Source organism: Cyanobium sp. BA5m-21, from assembly GCF_024346235.1.
GTDB classification, from domain to species: Bacteria; Cyanobacteriota; Cyanobacteriia; order PCC-6307; family Cyanobiaceae; genus Cyanobium_A; species Cyanobium_A usitatum.
In genome coordinates, this window is record NZ_JAGQCO010000006.1 from 15,922 (window position 1) to 31,062 (window position 15,141).

Annotated in this window: 18 protein-coding genes; 7 read left to right on the forward strand and 11 right to left on the reverse strand. The window is 65.1% G+C overall.

All coding sequences use genetic code 11. The annotated features are described in order from the left end of the window. The first annotated feature begins 20 nt into the window (after positions 1-20). Entirely contained in the window at positions 21-770 is a 750-nt protein-coding gene (locus KBY72_RS03055) for a J domain-containing protein (protein WP_254993046.1), read from the forward strand. Here the strand turns inward: KBY72_RS03055 and lipA are convergent. The 3 genes from lipA to KBY72_RS03070 form a co-directional block, all read right to left on the reverse strand. Next, positions 749-1,666, reverse strand: coding sequence for a lipoyl synthase (lipA, locus tag KBY72_RS03060; RefSeq protein WP_254960297.1), 918 nt, complete (start codon positions 1,664-1,666; stop codon positions 749-751). The genes KBY72_RS03055 and lipA overlap by 22 nt on opposite strands. A gap of 5 nt (positions 1,667-1,671) precedes the next feature. Continuing rightward, the gene (recR, locus tag KBY72_RS03065; RefSeq protein WP_254960346.1) at positions 1,672-2,250 is read right to left on the reverse strand and encodes a recombination mediator RecR; all 579 of its coding nucleotides are present in this window, start codon (positions 2,248-2,250) and stop codon (positions 1,672-1,674) included. A 62-nt stretch (positions 2,251-2,312) separates the two neighbouring features. Beyond that, positions 2,313-3,038 carry a pentapeptide repeat-containing protein gene (locus KBY72_RS03070; RefSeq protein ID WP_254960298.1) on the reverse strand — a complete coding sequence of 242 codons (726 nt, stop codon included), beginning with the start codon at positions 3,036-3,038 and terminating at the stop codon, positions 2,313-2,315. 142 nt (positions 3,039-3,180) lie between these two features. On the opposite strand from KBY72_RS03070, the gene psbP reads away from it, so the two are divergent. From psbP to KBY72_RS03090, 4 genes are read left to right on the forward strand one after another with little or no spacing between them, the layout of a single operon-like run. Then, the gene (gene psbP, locus KBY72_RS03075) at positions 3,181-3,711 is read left to right on the forward strand and encodes a photosystem II reaction center PsbP (protein WP_254941218.1); all 531 of its coding nucleotides are present in this window, start codon (positions 3,181-3,183) and stop codon (positions 3,709-3,711) included. Then, complete coding sequence (locus tag KBY72_RS03080; protein ID WP_254960300.1) at positions 3,708-4,793, forward strand: FAD-dependent oxidoreductase; 1,086 nt, start codon at positions 3,708-3,710, stop codon at positions 4,791-4,793. The genes psbP and KBY72_RS03080 overlap by 4 nt, the downstream gene beginning before the upstream one ends. Before the next feature lie 18 nt (positions 4,794-4,811). Beyond that, on the forward strand, positions 4,812-6,125 hold the full coding sequence (locus KBY72_RS03085; RefSeq protein WP_254931862.1) for an NHLP bacteriocin system secretion protein: 1,314 nt from the start codon (positions 4,812-4,814) through the stop codon (positions 6,123-6,125). Further along, positions 6,122-6,328 (forward strand): hypothetical protein, encoded by a 207-nt coding sequence (locus tag KBY72_RS03090; protein ID WP_254931861.1) that lies wholly within the window; start codon positions 6,122-6,124, stop codon positions 6,326-6,328. The genes KBY72_RS03085 and KBY72_RS03090 overlap by 4 nt, the downstream gene beginning before the upstream one ends. Positions 6,329-6,358: 30 nt before the next feature. Here KBY72_RS03090 and KBY72_RS03095 read toward each other — a convergent pair whose 3' ends face one another. The 4 genes from KBY72_RS03095 to KBY72_RS03110 form a co-directional block, all read right to left on the reverse strand. Beyond that, positions 6,359-7,438: a TolC family protein gene (locus KBY72_RS03095; protein ID WP_254960347.1), complete on the reverse strand. Its 1,080-nt coding sequence runs from the start codon at positions 7,436-7,438 to the stop codon at positions 6,359-6,361. Further along, positions 7,333-8,136, reverse strand: a complete 804-nt coding sequence (locus KBY72_RS03100) for a TolC family protein (RefSeq protein WP_254993063.1) — start codon at positions 8,134-8,136, stop codon at positions 7,333-7,335. The genes KBY72_RS03095 and KBY72_RS03100 overlap by 106 nt, the downstream gene beginning before the upstream one ends. A gap of 106 nt (positions 8,137-8,242) precedes the next feature. Next, a complete protein-coding gene (locus KBY72_RS03105) occupies positions 8,243-9,295 on the reverse strand; it encodes an FUSC family protein (RefSeq protein WP_254931859.1) in 1,053 nt (350 codons plus the stop codon). Beyond that, a complete protein-coding gene (locus KBY72_RS03110; protein ID WP_254931858.1) occupies positions 9,292-10,269 on the reverse strand; it encodes an aromatic acid exporter family protein in 978 nt (325 codons plus the stop codon). The genes KBY72_RS03105 and KBY72_RS03110 overlap by 4 nt, the downstream gene beginning before the upstream one ends. 83 nt (positions 10,270-10,352) lie before the next feature. Between KBY72_RS03110 and KBY72_RS03115 the strand changes: the two genes are divergently transcribed. Beyond that, the gene (locus tag KBY72_RS03115; RefSeq protein WP_254931857.1) at positions 10,353-10,823 is read left to right on the forward strand and encodes an MgtC/SapB family protein; all 471 of its coding nucleotides are present in this window, start codon (positions 10,353-10,355) and stop codon (positions 10,821-10,823) included. Here KBY72_RS03115 and KBY72_RS03120 read toward each other — a convergent pair. Beyond that, entirely contained in the window at positions 10,805-11,677 is an 873-nt protein-coding gene (locus KBY72_RS03120; protein ID WP_254931856.1) for an LCP family protein, read from the reverse strand. The two genes, KBY72_RS03115 and KBY72_RS03120, sit on opposite strands and share 19 nt — an antisense overlap. A 308-nt stretch (positions 11,678-11,985) precedes the next feature. Then, positions 11,986-12,324, reverse strand: coding sequence for an RNA recognition motif domain-containing protein (locus tag KBY72_RS03125; protein ID WP_254960303.1), 339 nt, complete (start codon positions 12,322-12,324; stop codon positions 11,986-11,988). A 251-nt stretch (positions 12,325-12,575) separates the two neighbouring features. On the opposite strand from KBY72_RS03125, the gene KBY72_RS03130 reads away from it, so the two are divergent. After that, a complete protein-coding gene (locus KBY72_RS03130; protein ID WP_254941943.1) occupies positions 12,576-12,779 on the forward strand; it encodes a hypothetical protein in 204 nt (67 codons plus the stop codon). Between the two features lie 32 nt (positions 12,780-12,811). Here the strand turns inward: KBY72_RS03130 and KBY72_RS03135 are convergent, their stop codons facing one another. Next, positions 12,812-13,102 (reverse strand): hypothetical protein, encoded by a 291-nt coding sequence (locus KBY72_RS03135; RefSeq protein WP_254960304.1) that lies wholly within the window; start codon positions 13,100-13,102, stop codon positions 12,812-12,814. Positions 13,103-13,130: 28 nt separating this feature from the next. Beyond that, positions 13,131-15,041, reverse strand: a complete 1,911-nt coding sequence (locus KBY72_RS03140) for a DEAD/DEAH box helicase (protein ID WP_254960305.1) — start codon at positions 15,039-15,041, stop codon at positions 13,131-13,133. Positions 15,042-15,141 lie beyond the last annotated feature (100 nt).

Genomic DNA, 15,141 nt, shown 5'->3' on the forward strand with positions numbered 1-15,141 from the left:
GGGTTGAGGTAGGGGGTCGGATGGGTTTTGATCCCCGCCACTGGCGCCCCTCTGCAACCTCCCCTCCGGTTACGGCCAATCTGGAGGAGCTACTGGCCGAAAACGAGAGCCTGCGCCGGGAGGTGCGGGCTCTGAGGCAGCAGTTGGACCAGCACGCTTGGTCGCAGCAGCACGATTGGTCGCCCCAGCAAGCCTGGTCACCCAATCGGGCCCGCAGCCGCGTCACCTCCGCTGCTTCCCACGGGATCACCGCGGCCCGGCTGGAGCGCTGGGGAGCTGCCATGGCATCCCATCCCCGCTGGCAGGAGCTGCGCCTGGGGCCGCCCGCTGGCTTGCGGGGTTTGGTGGAGGAGTTGCGCAGCCAGTGGTGGGATCCGCGACTCGAGCTGGAACAGGAGCTAAACCGCCGCTGCCCCGGCCTGGGCTCTGAGCTGGTTGAGGCCTTGCGGGGACCCCACTGCCGCTGGCGTTGGGCTGTGCGAGCGGCCTTTGCGCTCTATGGTCCGCGCGCTCCGGAGTGGCTGGAGGAGGCCCCAATGCGGGTCGTGGAGGAGTTGCTGCGACGCAGCCCAGACAGCTCTGGCACAACCGCCAGCGCAGCTGATCCTCGCCAGCAAGCCCTAGCACTACTGGGCTTGGCGCCCGGTGCCAGCCCTGCCGAGATCCGGCGGGCTTACCGGCGACTGGCTAAAAATCACCACCCCGATCTAGGTGGAGAGGTGACGGCCTTCCATCGCCTTGATGCCGCCTATCGATTGCTGGTCGGTTGAGGGGCTGCGTGATAACTGCTACGCACCAGTGGCCCGCTGCGCACTTGCTCAAACCCCAGCTCTCGGGCGATGGCTCCCAGCTGATCAAATTCTTCTGGAGTCCAGTAGCGAGCCACCGGAATGTGGGCAAGGGATGGGCGCAGGTATTGGCCCAGGGTGAGGCGCTGGCAATCGACTGATCGCAGGTCGCCCATCGTCTGCAGCACCTCGGCTTCGGTTTCGCCCAGCCCCAGCATCAGCCCACTCTTGGTGGGGATGGCGGGCGCCAGTTCGCGGGCAGCGGCCAACAAGGCCAGGGAGCGGCGGTAGGTGGCGCCCCGGCGCACCTCCCCCTGAAGGCGCTCCACGGTTTCGAGGTTGTGGTTAAAGCAGGCGGGCTGCGACGCCAGCACTGCGGCCAGCCGTTGGCGTTGGGCCGCCAACCCCTCCTGTTCGTCGCGATGGCCGCCCCAGAAGTCGGGGGTGAGCACTTCAATGCCCACTCCGGGTGTTCGCTGGCGGATCGCCCCCATGGCGGTGGTGAATAGGTGGGCGCCGTGGTCGGCCAGGTCGTCGCGGGCCACGGCCGTGAGCACCACATAGGAGAGCTGGAGCGCGGCAATTGCCTCGGCCACCCGCTCGGCCTCGCCTGCGTCTAGGGGCTGGGGGGGCTGGCCCTTGTCCACCTGGCAGAAGGCGCAGCTGCGGGTGCAGATCGAGCCTCCCAGCAAAAAGGTGGCGGTGCCAGCGGCGTAGCACTCGGCTCGGTTGGGGCAGCGGCCCTCCTCGCAGATGGTGTGCAGCCGTTGCTGCTTCACCAATCCCTGCACGTTTTCCAGGGCTGAGGCATTGCCCACCGGACGCCGCAGCCACTCAGGTAGCCGTTCCGTGGGGTGGATGGCGCTGTAGCGCGTCATGGGCGTTACTCCATCTGGCGCCGACCTTCAAAGGCCCGGGCCAGGGTTACCTCGTCGGCGTATTCCAGCTCGCTGCCGACGGGCAAGCCGTAGGCAATGCGGCTCACGGTGGTGAATGGTTTGAGCAGCCGGGCTAAATAGAGGCTGGTGGTGTCCCCTTCCACACTCGGAGTCAGCGCCAGGATCACTTCAGTGATGGACTCCTTGTCGACCCGGTTCACCAGGGGCTGGATCTGCAGCAGCTCGGGGCCGATGCCATCCATTGGTGAGATCAAGCCGCAGAGCACGTGGTAGTGCCCCTTGAACTCCCGGGTGCGCTCCATCGCCAGCAGGTCGCGGGAATCGGCCACAACACAAAGCTGGCCGTTGCCGCGTTCTTCGTTGCGGCAGATCTCACAGATCGGCTCGGCCGAGAGGTGGAAGCAGCACTTGCACTGGCCCACCTGGCTGCGGGCCGCCAGCAGGGCGTCGGCGAAGTTGCGAACCTGCTCCTCAGGCTGGCGCAAAAGGTGCAGAGCAAGCCGCTGGGCCGTGCGGGGGCCAATGCCAGGTAAGCGCTCGAACTGGTCGATCAGCCTGGCCAGGGGGCGGGTAAAGCCGCTCAGCAGTCCGCCGCAATTGCTCAGAACTTAGGCAGCCAGCTCGATCAGCTGGGATTAGGGGCACCGCTATCGAGGCTGGCCCTATCAAGTTGTGCTCCATCAAGTTCTGCCCCATCAAGTTGGGCACCTTCCAGCAGGGCACCGTCCAGCAGGGCACCGTCCAGCAGGGCTTCCTCAAGATCGGCACCTACAAGGATCGCGCCGCGCAAGTCGGCATCGCGCAGATCAGCACCGCGCAGGTTGGATCCGCTCAGATCGGTGCCTGCCAGGTTGGCTCGGCGCAGCACGCTCCCTTCCAGGTTGACGTTGTGCCAGTGGCCGTTGGCAGCCTGCAGATTGCGTAGGTCAAAGCCCGCTAGCTGCTGGCCGTCGATTGGGAGCCCGGAACTGTTCAGGATCTCTAGAGCAGAAATACGCCCCACCAGCCATTTGACGCCGGAGGCATTGCAGTTCATCAGCAGCTCGTAGGCCTCGATGTTGTCGCGTTGGCGCCGTTTTTGAGCTTCCAGGACGTAGAGGAAGGCGGCCGTCACGATGCTCAGAGATTCCACATTGCCGACGCTGATCAGGGCCTCCGCATCCCGCCAAAGGCACCCCGGGGCCCAGCGGTTGTTGCGGCAGGTGGCATAGCTGTTCACCACCAGCAGCAGCGCCATGGCCGCTGCACCAGATAGGGCCAGGCGGAACAGAAAGGAGCCGTCCAGCAGGCGGAAGAAGCGGGAGTCGTGACGACGCTGCTGCCGGTCCACCCAGGTGGATTGGCGTGGCATGGGGAGACTGGAGATCAGGAGCCCATGCTGACCCCTGGGGGCTCGGCTGCCCAGCAGAATGGCGCCACGCAACGCGCCTTGAGCCATGGCTGTTTTTTGCAATCAGGCTGGTTTTTGCAATCGGGCTGGCCTACGCGCCTTTATGCCTCGTCTGGTTGCCTTGGTGCTGGCGGGGCTGCTGGTTGCTTGCAGTGCTGCGGCAGCCGGGCTCAATGGTTTCCAGAGCCCCGATGGCCGCTATGCCTTCCTCTATCCCACCGGTTGGACGCGGGTGCAGGTGAGTGGCGGCCCCCAGGTGGTGTTCCACGACCTGATCAACAGCGATGAAACCCTCAGCCTGGTGATCTCGGAGGTGAACCCCACCAACGACTTGGAAAAGCTGGGCAGCGCTGTGGCGGTCGGCGAGCAGCTGCGCCGCACCGTGATTGCCCCTGAGGGCAGTGGCCGCCAGGCTGAGCTGGTGGAAGCGTCCGAGCGGCAGGAAGGTCCCCGCACCTTTTACGACCTTGAATATGCCGTGCACCTTGAAGACCGCGACCGCCACGAGTTGGCCACCGTTGTGCTCGATCGCGGCCGGCTATATACGTTTGCGGCCAGCACCAACGAGATTCGTTGGGCCAAGGTGAAGGACATGTTCCATCAGGTCGTCACCTCTTTCACCCTGCTGGTGTGACGGCTTCGGCCCCCGCCGATGTGGTGATCGTTGGCGGTGGGGTAGCTGGTGGTCTGTTGGCCTTGGCGTTGCGGGAGTTGGGGTCGTCGGTGACGGTCGTCGATGCGCCCGCCAGCAATGGGCTTTGCTCCGCTTCAGAGCTCAGTTATGGCGCTCTGCCGGGATGGCCCCTGGCTCCAACCCCTTTAGCTCGTTTGGCGGCCGGGGCCTCTAAGCGCTGGCGGTTTCTGCAAGAACGCCATGGTGACCTGGGCTGGCGGCCCTGCCGCTTGCGTTTGCACGGGGCTGCCGCCGGTTGGCGCCCCGTTAGTGCCTGGTGGCCGCTGCCCTTCGCCCAGGTGGATTCCGCCGTGCTGACGGCGCGCTTGCCGCTGGTGCTGGCGGCGGCCGGAGTGAGGTGCAAAACGGGCCGGGTGGAGCGCTTGGAGCCGCAGGCTGGGGCAGGCTGGGAATTGACCCTCAGTGATGGCTCCAGCCTGCCGGCTGCCCAGCTGGTGCTGGCGGCAGGTGCTCACTGCCGCCAGCTCTGGCCGGCCCTGCCTAAGCGCTTGCGCAGCAGCTGGGCGGCGGCGCTGCAGCTGGCCTCCTTCCCGGCGCCGCTGGGCAGCGCGGCTGCCTGGCTGCCGGTCAGCTTTGGGCGGGTCGCCCTGGAGCGGCGCGCCGCTGGCCTGAGCCAGCCGGAGTGGCTGGTGGATGGCGGTTTGGTGCCCCGGGCAGAAGGGGCCCTGCTTGGCCAGCACACCCTGGTGCGGCCAGGCCTGGAGCTGGGCCCAGAGCCGCCGCCTCTGGAGGTGGAAAGGCAACTGCGCCAAGAATTGGCGGCGCAAGCCTGGGGGGCACCGCTAGCGGCGTTGCCTGGTTGCTTGCGCCAAGCGGCCGTGGCCTTCTGCAGCGAGGGCTTGCCCCTGGTGGGTCCGCTGGCAGATGCGCCGGATTTGTGGATGTTCACTGGCTTTAGTGCGGGGTTCAGCCAGGTGCCGGTGTTGGCGCCCCTGCTGGCCCAGGTCCTGGTGTCGGGGGGAGCGCAGGCAGCTGCGGCAACGCGGCGCCTGCAGCAGCTGGGCCTGACAGGTGCCTTTTAATCCTGCAAGCTGGGCGCCATGACTCAGCCCAGCCCCCCCGCAGCAGCGCCCAAGCCCCGCGGGCAAGGGCTGAGCGATCACAATCAGGTGGGCGTGAGCCTGGCGGGGGTGGGCGGTGTGCTGGTGCTGTGGGCCCTGTTCTGGCCAGTGCCCACCGAGGTGGAAGGCATGGGCGTGTTGATCTACCCCGACAACGCCGGCATCCTCAACGCCCGTGCCGGCGGCCAGGTGCGGGAGTTGTTCGTCAAGGAGGGGCAGCCGGTGGCGCGCGGCCAGGTGCTGATGCAGCTGTATCTGCCGGTGCTGGAGCGCCAGCTCGACCAGCAGCGCGGCAACCTGCGTCAGTTGGAGCGCCATAACGCCCAGCTCGACGAGCGCGATGCCCTGCGTCTGCTCACCGAAAAGCGGGCCCTGGATACGTCTCTGGCCAAGTTTTCCGACGATCGCCGTCGCTACGGCGAATTGCAGTCGACCTACGCCAGCAAACTGCGCAACCTTGATTGGCTGGCCCAGCGCGAGGTGGTGGCTCCGCTGTCTTCTGAGGTGGTGTCGGCGGAGCAGGGGCTCACCAGCACCAGCGTGAATCTCGATGACGTGAAGATCAACGAGAAGAACGTGGTGACCAACTACCAGCAGGTGAAGCTCAGCATCGAAACCCAGGCCCTGCAGCGCCGTTATCAGATCGACGATCTCAAGCGCCAGATCCAGGTGACCGAGGCCAAGATCAGCTTCGACGGCAAGGTGCATGCCGACCGGGACGGCACGGTGCTGGATCTGCAGGTGATCGCCGGCCAGACAGTGGGCACCGGCCAGCGGCTTGGGACGATCGGTCGGCCTGAGCAACCCAGCGCCAAAGACCGCCCGCTGCGGGTGGTGTCCTACTTCGCGCCCGCCGATGCCCGCCGCCTGCCGCTGGGGCTGCCCGTGGAGGTGGTGCCGCAGTGGAACCAGCGCGGCCGCTTTGGCGGCATCGTGGGCAAGGTGACGCAGGTGCTCACCCTGCCCGCCACCGAGGACGACATCGCCACGACCACCGGCAACGCCCAGCTGGCCCAGGAACTCACCAAGAACGGCCCGGTGATGCGTAGCGAAATTGAGCTGGAACGGGATCCCTCCAGCGTCGATGACTATCGCTGGACTCTCTCGGGGGGGAGCGGCGTCTTCCCAATCCGCGAGGGCCTCACGGTGTCGACCCATGCCTACGTGGAGTGGCGCTCGCCGATCAGCTACGTGATCCCCGGCCTGCGTTCGCTCACCGGTGGCTACCGCACTCCCTGGATCGATCAACGCTGGAACCTGCCTTTCTTGCGCCAGCCCAACACCGTTCCATGAGCTCCCCTTTGAAGTCGCCGTCCTTTCCCCGGATCCGCAACCCCCTGCTGCGGCAAGAGTTCCCCTGGTTGGTCAGCGAGGTGGTGCTGCTGCTGATCCTGTTCAACGCCAACCCGCCGGAGCTGTGGTTCTGGCTGGTGGTGCTGGTGGTGGTGCTGCTCTATCGCGTCGAGCGCTGGTGGTCGTCGCGGCCAAGCGCCTGAGTCCACCAGGGCCATTGTTATTTCCTCTGCTCAGGGTTGGCTGCTGATCTGCAGCTGCGGCTGGATCGGCGCGTTGGGATCCCGGGGCATCGGCAGCAGCTCCTTCAGCAACTTCGCGTAGGTGATGTTCACGTTGACCGTGGCGTTGATCCGCCGCACCAGGCTGTTGATCAGGCGGTCTTGGGTATTGGAGAGATTGAGCTCGCTGTCGAGGCCGGTTAGGTAGCGCAGCCGCACGTCACGGAAGGCCTCCAGGGCAGCCGCCACGCCTCTGCGGGCTGAACTCAGCTTGGCCAGGCTGGCTTCGTGGTTAAAGAAGGCCTGTTCGAGCCGCAGGCGGATGTCATTGCGCGTGGCGGCGTACTGCTGGGCGGTGGCCGCGGCCTGTTTGGTCAGGGCACGGGCCTGGCCTGCGGTGGTGCCGGCATCAAACAGCAGCCAGGTGAAGGTCAAACCCACCGACCAGTCCCAACCGTTGGGGGTGCTCAGGGGCAGGGCGGTGGAGCCGCAGCAGCCCCCTCCACCTAGCTCGAAGTCGCCCAGGCTGGTTTGGGAGCCGCTGCCGCCGGCGTTGGCAAACAGCGACAACCGTGGCAGCAGGCCCGCAGCGGTGGCCTGGCTCTGCTGGAGCAGAGTCGTTCGAGTGGCCAGGATCGCCTCCAGCTCCGGATTGCCCCGGTAGGCCGCCAGCAGGCTGGCCTCCAGATCGAGGGGCCAGCGGGGCTGCACCACGATCGGGTCGCTGGGACTGGGGGTCACGCTGGCGGGCAGGTTGAGCAGCACCGCCAGTTGGCGGCGCGCCACCGCCCGGTCGGCCAGGGCCTGGATCAGGGTCTCTTCATCGGCGGCCTGGATGGCCCGGCGCCGCAGCACATCGAGCCTGGGCACCAGACCCGCCTGCTTGAGGTCGAGCGTGTCCTGCAGGACTACCAAGTCGTTGCGCAGGTTGGCGTCGTAGACGCGCACCAGCTGCTCCTCTTGCTGCAGGGAGTAGTAGGCCTCACTCACCTGCAGTTGCAGGGAGCGGAGCTGGTTGGCGTAGGTGTTGCGCTGCCGTTCAAGGACTGCGCGTGCCGCCCGAACCGTGGGCGTGCGCGCAAAGTCGAGCAGGGCGTAGTTGAGCTGCAGTCCCCCTCAACGCCCCATTCCCCGGAGGTCGCCGCCACGGAACCGCCGTTGGGCACATAGAAGGGGCCGGCGGTGGGGTTTCCAGTTGAGTCGAGCAGCCCTGTGGGTGAGAACTGGGGGCCAAAGCCCAGGTTGTCGTTCGGCTTTTTCGCGGTGGTGGTGGTGCGGCTGCCCTCGTAGCCACCGTTGGCAAAGGCGCTGATGGTGGGCCAGTAGGTCCCCATGGCGGCCTGGACGCTGGCCAAGGCGGCGGCCACTTGCTCGCGTTGGGCCTGCAGGGTTGCGCTGTTGGCGAAGGCGATGGCCAGGGCTTGCTCCAGGCTGAGGCTGGCAACGCCGCCAGCCTGAAGCTGCTGGGGGTTGGGCAGATCCAGCGGCGGACCGGTCACCGTGTCGGCGGGTTGGATCGGACCGGCGGCGGGTTGGTTAGCCCGGATCAGGTTGGCGGGCAGCTCCGGGGTGCTGAGCACGTCGCCCACCGGGGGCTCGGGCTCGGTGGGGAGCAGCTGGTCGAGTGCCCGCAGCTCCGCATCCAGGCGCTGCCAGCTGCGCTCAATCAGCGCGGTGGACTGGGGTGGGGACTTGCGGGCTGGGAGCGACGCTGCTAGGGCAGCCGGGGCCCCATGGGCCGGAAGGATGCCGAGCAGCACCAGGGTCAGGGCGCGGTTGCGGATTGCCACGGTGGTTCCGTTTAGCCCCCTCAAGTAGGTCAGTCTGCTGAATGGAACGTCCTCTTGCCTAGGTGGGGTGTGCACTTTCCCGCACAGCAGCTCGGGGCACGGCAGCTCAGGGCACGGCAGCCCAAGCGGCCTCGAAGCCTCGGCTGGCTTCGACCAGTTGGTGGCATGTGATCGCCCGGCGTCCACCGCTGCTGCCCAGCAACACCGCTGTGGCAAGGGGATCCTGGAAGGCTGACTTTTCAGCCTGCTCCAGCCGCTCCAGGTCCGTACCGGCGGCGGCATTGGCCCCCAGCGGTGGGGCGCTGGGCCAGTGCTTGGCCCAGCCATCGAGTTGGTCGGCTAGGTCTTTGAGGAGAAAGTGTTCCGCTTCCATTAGGGCTTTCAGGCCGGGACTGGTCAACGGCACCACCGGCAGGCGCAGCATGGTTCGGTACTGGCTGATAACGGCGCTGAGCCATTGCTCCTGCAGGTCCCAGAGGCGCTGCATCCTTTCTCCCATGCCGTCCCGGCCCAGCTCCTGGCTGGCCTCCTGGCGCTTGTTCTGGAGTTGGAGGGTGGCATTAACCAGCTGGTTGCGTCGCTGCAGACGGGCGCTGGCCTCCAGTTCCCGCTGCTCCAGCAACAGTCTGGCTCGTTCACGCAGCAGGTTGGCGATCTCGCCGAACAGTCGCTGGGAGTGTTCCTGGTGCTGCTCTAGGGCCCTGCTGGGCCAGATCTGGCTCACCGCCAGCCACGCGGCCAACACCCCTATCAGGGTCACCACCAGGCGGGTGGGAATCCAGCTGGCCAGATTGGTATGGTGAACTGTCCAGCCCATGGCTACTACGAGCCCGGCCACTTTGTAACCGGAACGCAGGCCGAGGGATCCTCCGAAGATCCGTGTCAGGGCAAGGGCTACAGCCACCCCCAGGGGCAGGGGCAGGGCTTGGCCCATGGTGTTGAACCCGATCGCCACGATCACTCCCCCAAGAAGGGTGCCCAGCACCCGCTGGGTTCCAAGCAAGCGGGTGGCGCCCACGGTGCCTCCCAGGGCCGCCCCCACAGCCAACGGGGCGTAGAACGGATCGGTGAGGCCCAGCACGATCACGAATCCAGCTGAGAGCCCGGCGGTGAGGGCCAGCCGCAAGTCGGTTCGCGTGATCAGGGGAGGAGCTTTCATGGCCGGACTCCATGTCCTCGGCTGGCCAGGGCCAGGCTCTGGGCACTGCGGGTGAGCCGTTGCAACTCATCGTCGAGGGCCAGCAACAACAAGGGGGGAAGCCCCTGCGCCAGGGCGAGCTCCTGCAGGCTTTTCCGTTCCGGCAGGCCCAGCACCTCTGGCGCCGGGCTTGGGCCGAGCAGTGCCGGCAGCCGCTCCAGCCACGGTGTCGCGGTCGAGGCCAGGGCCCCCGGGGGTAACAGCTGCCCAAGACGCTGCAGCTGCAGGCTGTGGTGGTTGATGCGCTCCCAGAGCAGGCTGCGTTGGCGCCAGTGATGCTGCTTGGCTGCGCCGCGGGGGTTGCTGCGCAACTCATCGTTCACCAGCTGGTTGAGTTGCTGGCAGAGGCGACTACCCACGATCGGCTGACTGGCTCGCCCGTCGCCGGCTGCTGGATCTTTGAGCTGGCGGCGGATCGCCTCCAGGCGTTGGCCCAGCAGACTCCGCAGCTGCCGCTCCAGTTGGCCCATCTCCGCGAGCCGGTTGATGGGCCAGAACAGGGCATTCACCAGCAGGGTGGCCGCCACTCCCACCAGAGTGTCGGCCGTGCGGTTGACGACGTAGAGCCAGTTGAGCTCGGCGTAATCGGCCACCAGAAACAGCATCGAGCACATCACGATTCCGGTGGCGAGGCCGGCCTGCCAGCGCATCAGCCGCAGCAGGGGCACCACCACCAGCAACGACACCGTCAGCCCCACCCAGCCACTTAGAAGGGTGTGCACCAGAAAACTGACGATGCCGGCGGCGATCGTGCCCAGCACCCGGCCCTGGGCCGCTGCCAGGACCCGGGTATCGGTCTCGTCCATACACATCACCACCGCCAACAGCGGATACCAGACGAAGCGCACATCGCGGAAGCTGATTGCCCAGGCGCCGGCGAGGGCGGCGGCCAAACCGATCTTGAGGGCGGCGCGCAGGGCGGGGTGGCTCAGCACGCGGGACAGGGATCACAGCCTTGCGGTGATTCTGGCGTTCCCGTCCAGTGCGATCGATGATTGGGGTGGTTGGATCCGGATCATTGCCTTTCACCCTTGATTTTCAGATCCTGCTGCGTCTGGGTCTGGCGGTGCTTTGCGGCCTGGCCGTGGGCATCAACCGCGCCCACCACGGCAATACCAGCCATCCCAACCGCCTGCGGGTGCATGTGTTGGTCGGTCTCAGTGCCTGCCTGATGGTGCTGGCGGCAGGTGACGACCCCCAGGCCCGCAGCCGGGTGATTCAGGGGGTAGCCACCGGAATTGGCTTCTTGGGGGCGGGCGAGATCCTGGTGCCTCCTGCTGCTGACAAGAGGGGCCTGCCTGAGGTGCGCGGACTCACCAGTGCGGCTTCGATCTGGTTTACGGCTGCCCTCGGGGTGACCGTAGCCGCCTCCACCCCCTTGCTTGCCGGGGTGGCCCTGGTTCTGGCCCTGATCACCCTGTCTCAGCGGAGCAACGGCGAGTCGCGGCCAGACATTGATCCTGCAGCAGATCAGAAGAGGAAGCGATAGCGGCCATCGCCGCTGCTTTCAGCTTCGTTGGAGCCATCCAGGACCGGCTGGGGCCACTCCGCTTCCCAATAGCTGATGTCATCGCGATAGAAGGGCCGTCCGCCCAGTCGCTTGGTTTCAAGCTGGGTCGTGCCCATGGCGGTGATAAGGCCACCCAGCTCCATGGGGCCCAGATCGGTTTTCAGATCCTTACCTGCTGCAGCCAGCAGGATTGGCAGGCGCACCAGATGCTCTGGCCTGGTGAGCTTGCGAAAGAGGGCCTGTAGGGCTATTTGCTGGCGCTCCAGTCGGCCGATGTCGCCCATCTCATCGTGGCGAAAGCGCAGGAAGCCTTCTAGGTCTTGGCCTTTGAGATTTTGCAGGCCGGGTTGCAAGTCGATGTATAGGCCCTGACTGTTGTCGGTGTAGGCCATGCGTTTCGGCACGTCCACCTCGATGCCGCCGAGGGCGTCGGCCATGCGCCGGATCGCAGACAAGTTCACCACTAGGTGGTGGGTGATCGGTCGACCCAACTTGCGGGCCAATTCCCGTTTGAGCAGATCGGTGCCCCCGAGGCTGTAGAGGGAGTTGATTTTGTGGGGACCGTAGCCTTCTGCCTCGATGTAGGTGTCCCGAGGTATCTGGGTGATCCGGGTGATGCCCCCATCCACTCGCAGGCTGGCGATCACATCGGTGTTGCCACCTCCCACATCGGTGCCGAGCAGCAGGATGTCTTGGGTGGTGATGCCGCTCCAGGCCGCGAACGGATTGGTGATGGCGTTATTTGCTCCTGAGGCGGTGTCGCTGAGCAGTTCGGAGAGGGGCCCCGCCAGCAACAGGCCTCCGCCCATGCCGACTCCGATCGCCAGGAGCATGGCACCGCGTTTACTCCGCTTGCGGGGCCGCTTGGCCGGAGGGGTTCTCATCCCCTGAAAGCTATTGCACCAAGCGAACCTTTCACAAATGGGGGCTTGCCGCTGCCTAGAGTGGCCGGGCTCGAACGAGTTAATGAAGTTGTTGACGCAGGCCTGCAGGAAATGCCATGGAGCAGAGCAGAGTCTTCAACCGCTTTCACCGCTAGACGCTCTGCAAAAAATAACCCTGCCGTGGCGCTTCCGCGGCAGGGTTGGTGTCGCTCAGGGCGGAGCTAGAGAGCTTGCAGTACAGGCTGATGGGGTTGGATTTACCAGCGGTTGCCGCCACCACCGCCATCGCCGCCATATCCACCGCCACCACGATTGCCGCCACCACGATTGCCACCGCCACCGCCACCGCCGCCTTCACGGGGAGTGGCTTTGTTGACACGAATCATGCGCCCCATCCATTCGACGTCCTGAAGGTCGTCAATAGCCTTTTGTTCGGCCGCATCGTCGGCTAATTCGACAAAAGCGAAACCGCGCTTGCGACCGGTTTCTCGGTCTAGGGGCAGGCTGCACTGGCGCACCTCTCCGTATTGGCCGAAGAGATCAAGCAAGTCCTCGCGTTCAGCTTGGAACGAAAGATTGCCAACGTAGATAGTCATTACTGGAGCAAATCCTGGAACTGATTCGGTCGAAGCTGCGGTTCTTAGTGGTCCTAGTGGGAACTAGGGGTGCCAAAAGAGAGGCCGTACCCTTTGAATCACGGCAAATGATACCGGGTGGCCAGGCCCCCAGCTAGCACTCGCGGGGCGTTTCATGGAGAACCGTAAAGCGGTTCTGAAGAGACTCTGAGGTTCAACCGGTGATCCCGGATGTCGTCCCAATGTCAGCAAACTCTGATCAACGCGGACCCATGATCACAGCACCTGTGCCTTGGAGCCTCGCCTGGCGTGAGGATGGCGAACTTGCCACCCAGGATCGTTTTGACCTGCTGCAGAGCCTGGTTGCTTGCGAAAGTGCAGAGGTTCAATCGACGTTGATCGCCGCCGTGGAACGGTTGTCTATTACTGATTTGACCAGCCTGAGTGTGGGAGGCGTAACCAGCCTTTGCGCCTGAAGCGCTTTGGCCTGGCGGATCATCGCCCGGAGCTAGGTGCTGGGCTTGCTCACGGAGCGCTGGTCCAGGGTTCGCCCGCAGGCGTCATGGGCTTCCTCCACGTCGCTGCCCTTTGCAACTCGCTCACCAACGCAGGCGCAGGTGCGGTCGAGTTGGGCAGCGGGTGCAACTTTGCCCTCCCTTTGCAGGTCCGCCTGGTAAGCCGACAGGCAGAAGGCTTTCACTACCTCGGCAACGCTGATAGAGCGGCTGGCGGGAACCAAGGACACCAGCCCCAGGCAAAGCAGTCCGATTAGAACCGGGCGCGGGGGGCTGGGGTTCATGGAGCAAAAGGGCGGAAGCCCGAGGAGTTCATCCCTGGAACCTGGAAAGCTGCAGGGGTTTGTTCATCACCCGAAGTTGGCGCAGACCCTGGAAAACATCCTCGGGCATGCCCTTGGGTAGGTCCACGGTGCTGTGGGTGTCGAAAATCTGGATACGGCCGATGGATCGCCCGTTCAGACCAGCCTCATTGGCAATGGCTCCCACGATGTTGCCGGGCTTGATGCGGTCGCGCCAGCCCAGTTCCACCCGGAAGCGCTCCATGTTGTCCTCTGGCGGACCCACGGGGCGTTCGCCCCTGGGAGCTCCCCTGCCTACATCACGGCCAACCTCCCGACCCATTTCCCGGCCCCTTCCCCGGTCCCGGCCGAAGTCGCGACCGCCATCCCTACCGCCATCGCGGCCTCCATCGCGGCCAGGACCGTTCTGACGCACTTGTTGGAAGTTCTCTTCGCCCTGCAAAAGCAGGGGTTTGCCCACCAGGCTCAGCTCTAGGGCCGCCAGGGCTAGCTGCTCAGGACTGGAGCCCTGCTCCTGAGCAACCCGTTGCAGGATTTCACTGAGTAAGGCCCGTTCCTGCTCGCTGCTGGCTGGGGTTTGCAAGCAGTTGGTGAGCTTGGTGCGCATCCGGTCGAGCCGGTTTTGATTGATGGTGGCATTGCTTGGCACCTCCATCTCTTCGATCGGCTTGCCCACGGCCCGCTCCATGCCGCCCAGGAAACGGCGCTCCCTCGGGGTCAGGAACAGGATAGCGTCGCCGCTGCGGCCAGCTCGACCGGTCCGGCCAATGCGGTGGACATAGGCCTCCGAATCGAAGGGGATGTCGTAGTTGATCACCAGGCTGATCCGCTCTACATCGAGCCCGCGGGCAGCCACATCGGTTGCTACCAGTACGTCCACCTGGCCGCTCTTAAGCCGCTCGATCGTGCGCTCTCGCTGGGCTTGGGGCACGTCGCCGTTGAGCACGGCAACGTCGTAACCGTGCTGTTCAAGCGATTCGGCCACGGTGAGCGTGATCGCCTTGGTACGGGCAAAAATGATCACACCCTCACTGGTCTCTGCCTCCAGTACCCGCTCCAGGGCTGCTTGCTTGTGGGGCGCATGCACCATCAAGAAACGCTGACGAATGCGGGTGGCATCGGCGGCCTTTTGCTTGATCGTGATCTCAGCGGGCGCGTTGAGATATTTCTGTGATATGCGCCGGATTTCGGGCGGCATGGTGGCAGAGAACAGCACCACTTGACGCTGCTCAGGTAGTTGTTCGAGCACCCATTCGACGTCGTCGATGAAGCCCATGCGCAGCATTTCATCAGCCTCGTCCAGCACCAGGGCGCGAAGACTGGAGAGATCGAGGGTGCCTTGACGCATGTGGTCCATCACCCGGCCGGGGGTGCCCACCACGATCTGTACGCCGCGCTTGAGCTGATGGATCTGGTCGCGGAAATCAGCGCCGCCGTAGATCGCCAGGGTGCGCACACCGGGTAGGTGGCTGGCATAGCTGTTGAAGGCCTCGGCTACCTGCAGCGCTAATTCCCGGGTGGGGGCGAGCACCAACACCTGGGGCTTGCGCTGCTCGGGGTCGAGGGCCGCCAGCATTGGCAGGGCGAAGGCAGCGGTTTTGCCGGTGCCTGTCTGGGCCTGTCCCACCAGGTCGCGGCCGAGCATCAGCTCGGGGATGGCGGCCTTCTGAATTGGTGAGGGCTCCTGATAGCCGATGGCTTCAAGGGCCTTCAGCAGTTCTGGGGCAAAGCCGAAGCGGGCAAAGCCCGAGGCAGAGGTTGCTTCTGTCTTGATTTCAGCTGAGTTGTTTTCGGCTGAATTGATCTCGGCTGAGTTGATCTCAGCGGTGTTGTTTTCGGATGCGTTCTTTTCAGTTGTTTGGGCGGGCGCGTCAATGTCGACGGAGCAAGCAAAGCTGCCGCCGTTGGCGTGTTCGGTCACGGGATGAAAATGGCCTGGTTGATCAGGGCTTGGTGAAGTCCTTGAACGCAGGCCGGCAGAAACCCAATTGAGCCAAGAAATACTGAACGGATGGGCCGTT

What these genes read in the sequence shown, in the direction of transcription:
- KBY72_RS03055 (WP_254993046.1), top strand. Translation starts at nt 21, where the DNA reads ATGGGTTTTGATCCCCGCCACTGGCGCCCCTCTGCAACCTCCCCTCCG.
- lipA (WP_254960297.1), bottom strand. Translation starts at nt 1,666, where the DNA reads ATGACGCGCTACAGCGCCATCCACCCCACGGAACGGCTACCTGAGTGG.
- KBY72_RS03070 (WP_254960298.1), bottom strand. Translation starts at nt 3,038, where the DNA reads ATGCCACGCCAATCCACCTGGGTGGACCGGCAGCAGCGTCGTCACGAC.
- psbP (WP_254941218.1), top strand. Translation starts at nt 3,181, where the DNA reads ATGCCTCGTCTGGTTGCCTTGGTGCTGGCGGGGCTGCTGGTTGCTTGC.
- KBY72_RS03085 (WP_254931862.1), top strand. Translation starts at nt 4,812, where the DNA reads ATGACTCAGCCCAGCCCCCCCGCAGCAGCGCCCAAGCCCCGCGGGCAA.
- KBY72_RS03090 (WP_254931861.1), top strand. Translation starts at nt 6,122, where the DNA reads ATGAGCTCCCCTTTGAAGTCGCCGTCCTTTCCCCGGATCCGCAACCCC.
- KBY72_RS03105 (WP_254931859.1), bottom strand. Translation starts at nt 9,295, where the DNA reads ATGAAAGCTCCTCCCCTGATCACGCGAACCGACTTGCGGCTGGCCCTC.
- KBY72_RS03120 (WP_254931856.1), bottom strand. Translation starts at nt 11,677, where the DNA reads ATGCTCCTGGCGATCGGAGTCGGCATGGGCGGAGGCCTGTTGCTGGCG.
- KBY72_RS03125 (WP_254960303.1), bottom strand. Translation starts at nt 12,324, where the DNA reads ATGACTATCTACGTTGGCAATCTTTCGTTCCAAGCTGAACGCGAGGAC.
- KBY72_RS03130 (WP_254941943.1), top strand. Translation starts at nt 12,576, where the DNA reads ATGATCACAGCACCTGTGCCTTGGAGCCTCGCCTGGCGTGAGGATGGC.
- KBY72_RS03135 (WP_254960304.1), bottom strand. Translation starts at nt 13,102, where the DNA reads ATGAACCCCAGCCCCCCGCGCCCGGTTCTAATCGGACTGCTTTGCCTG.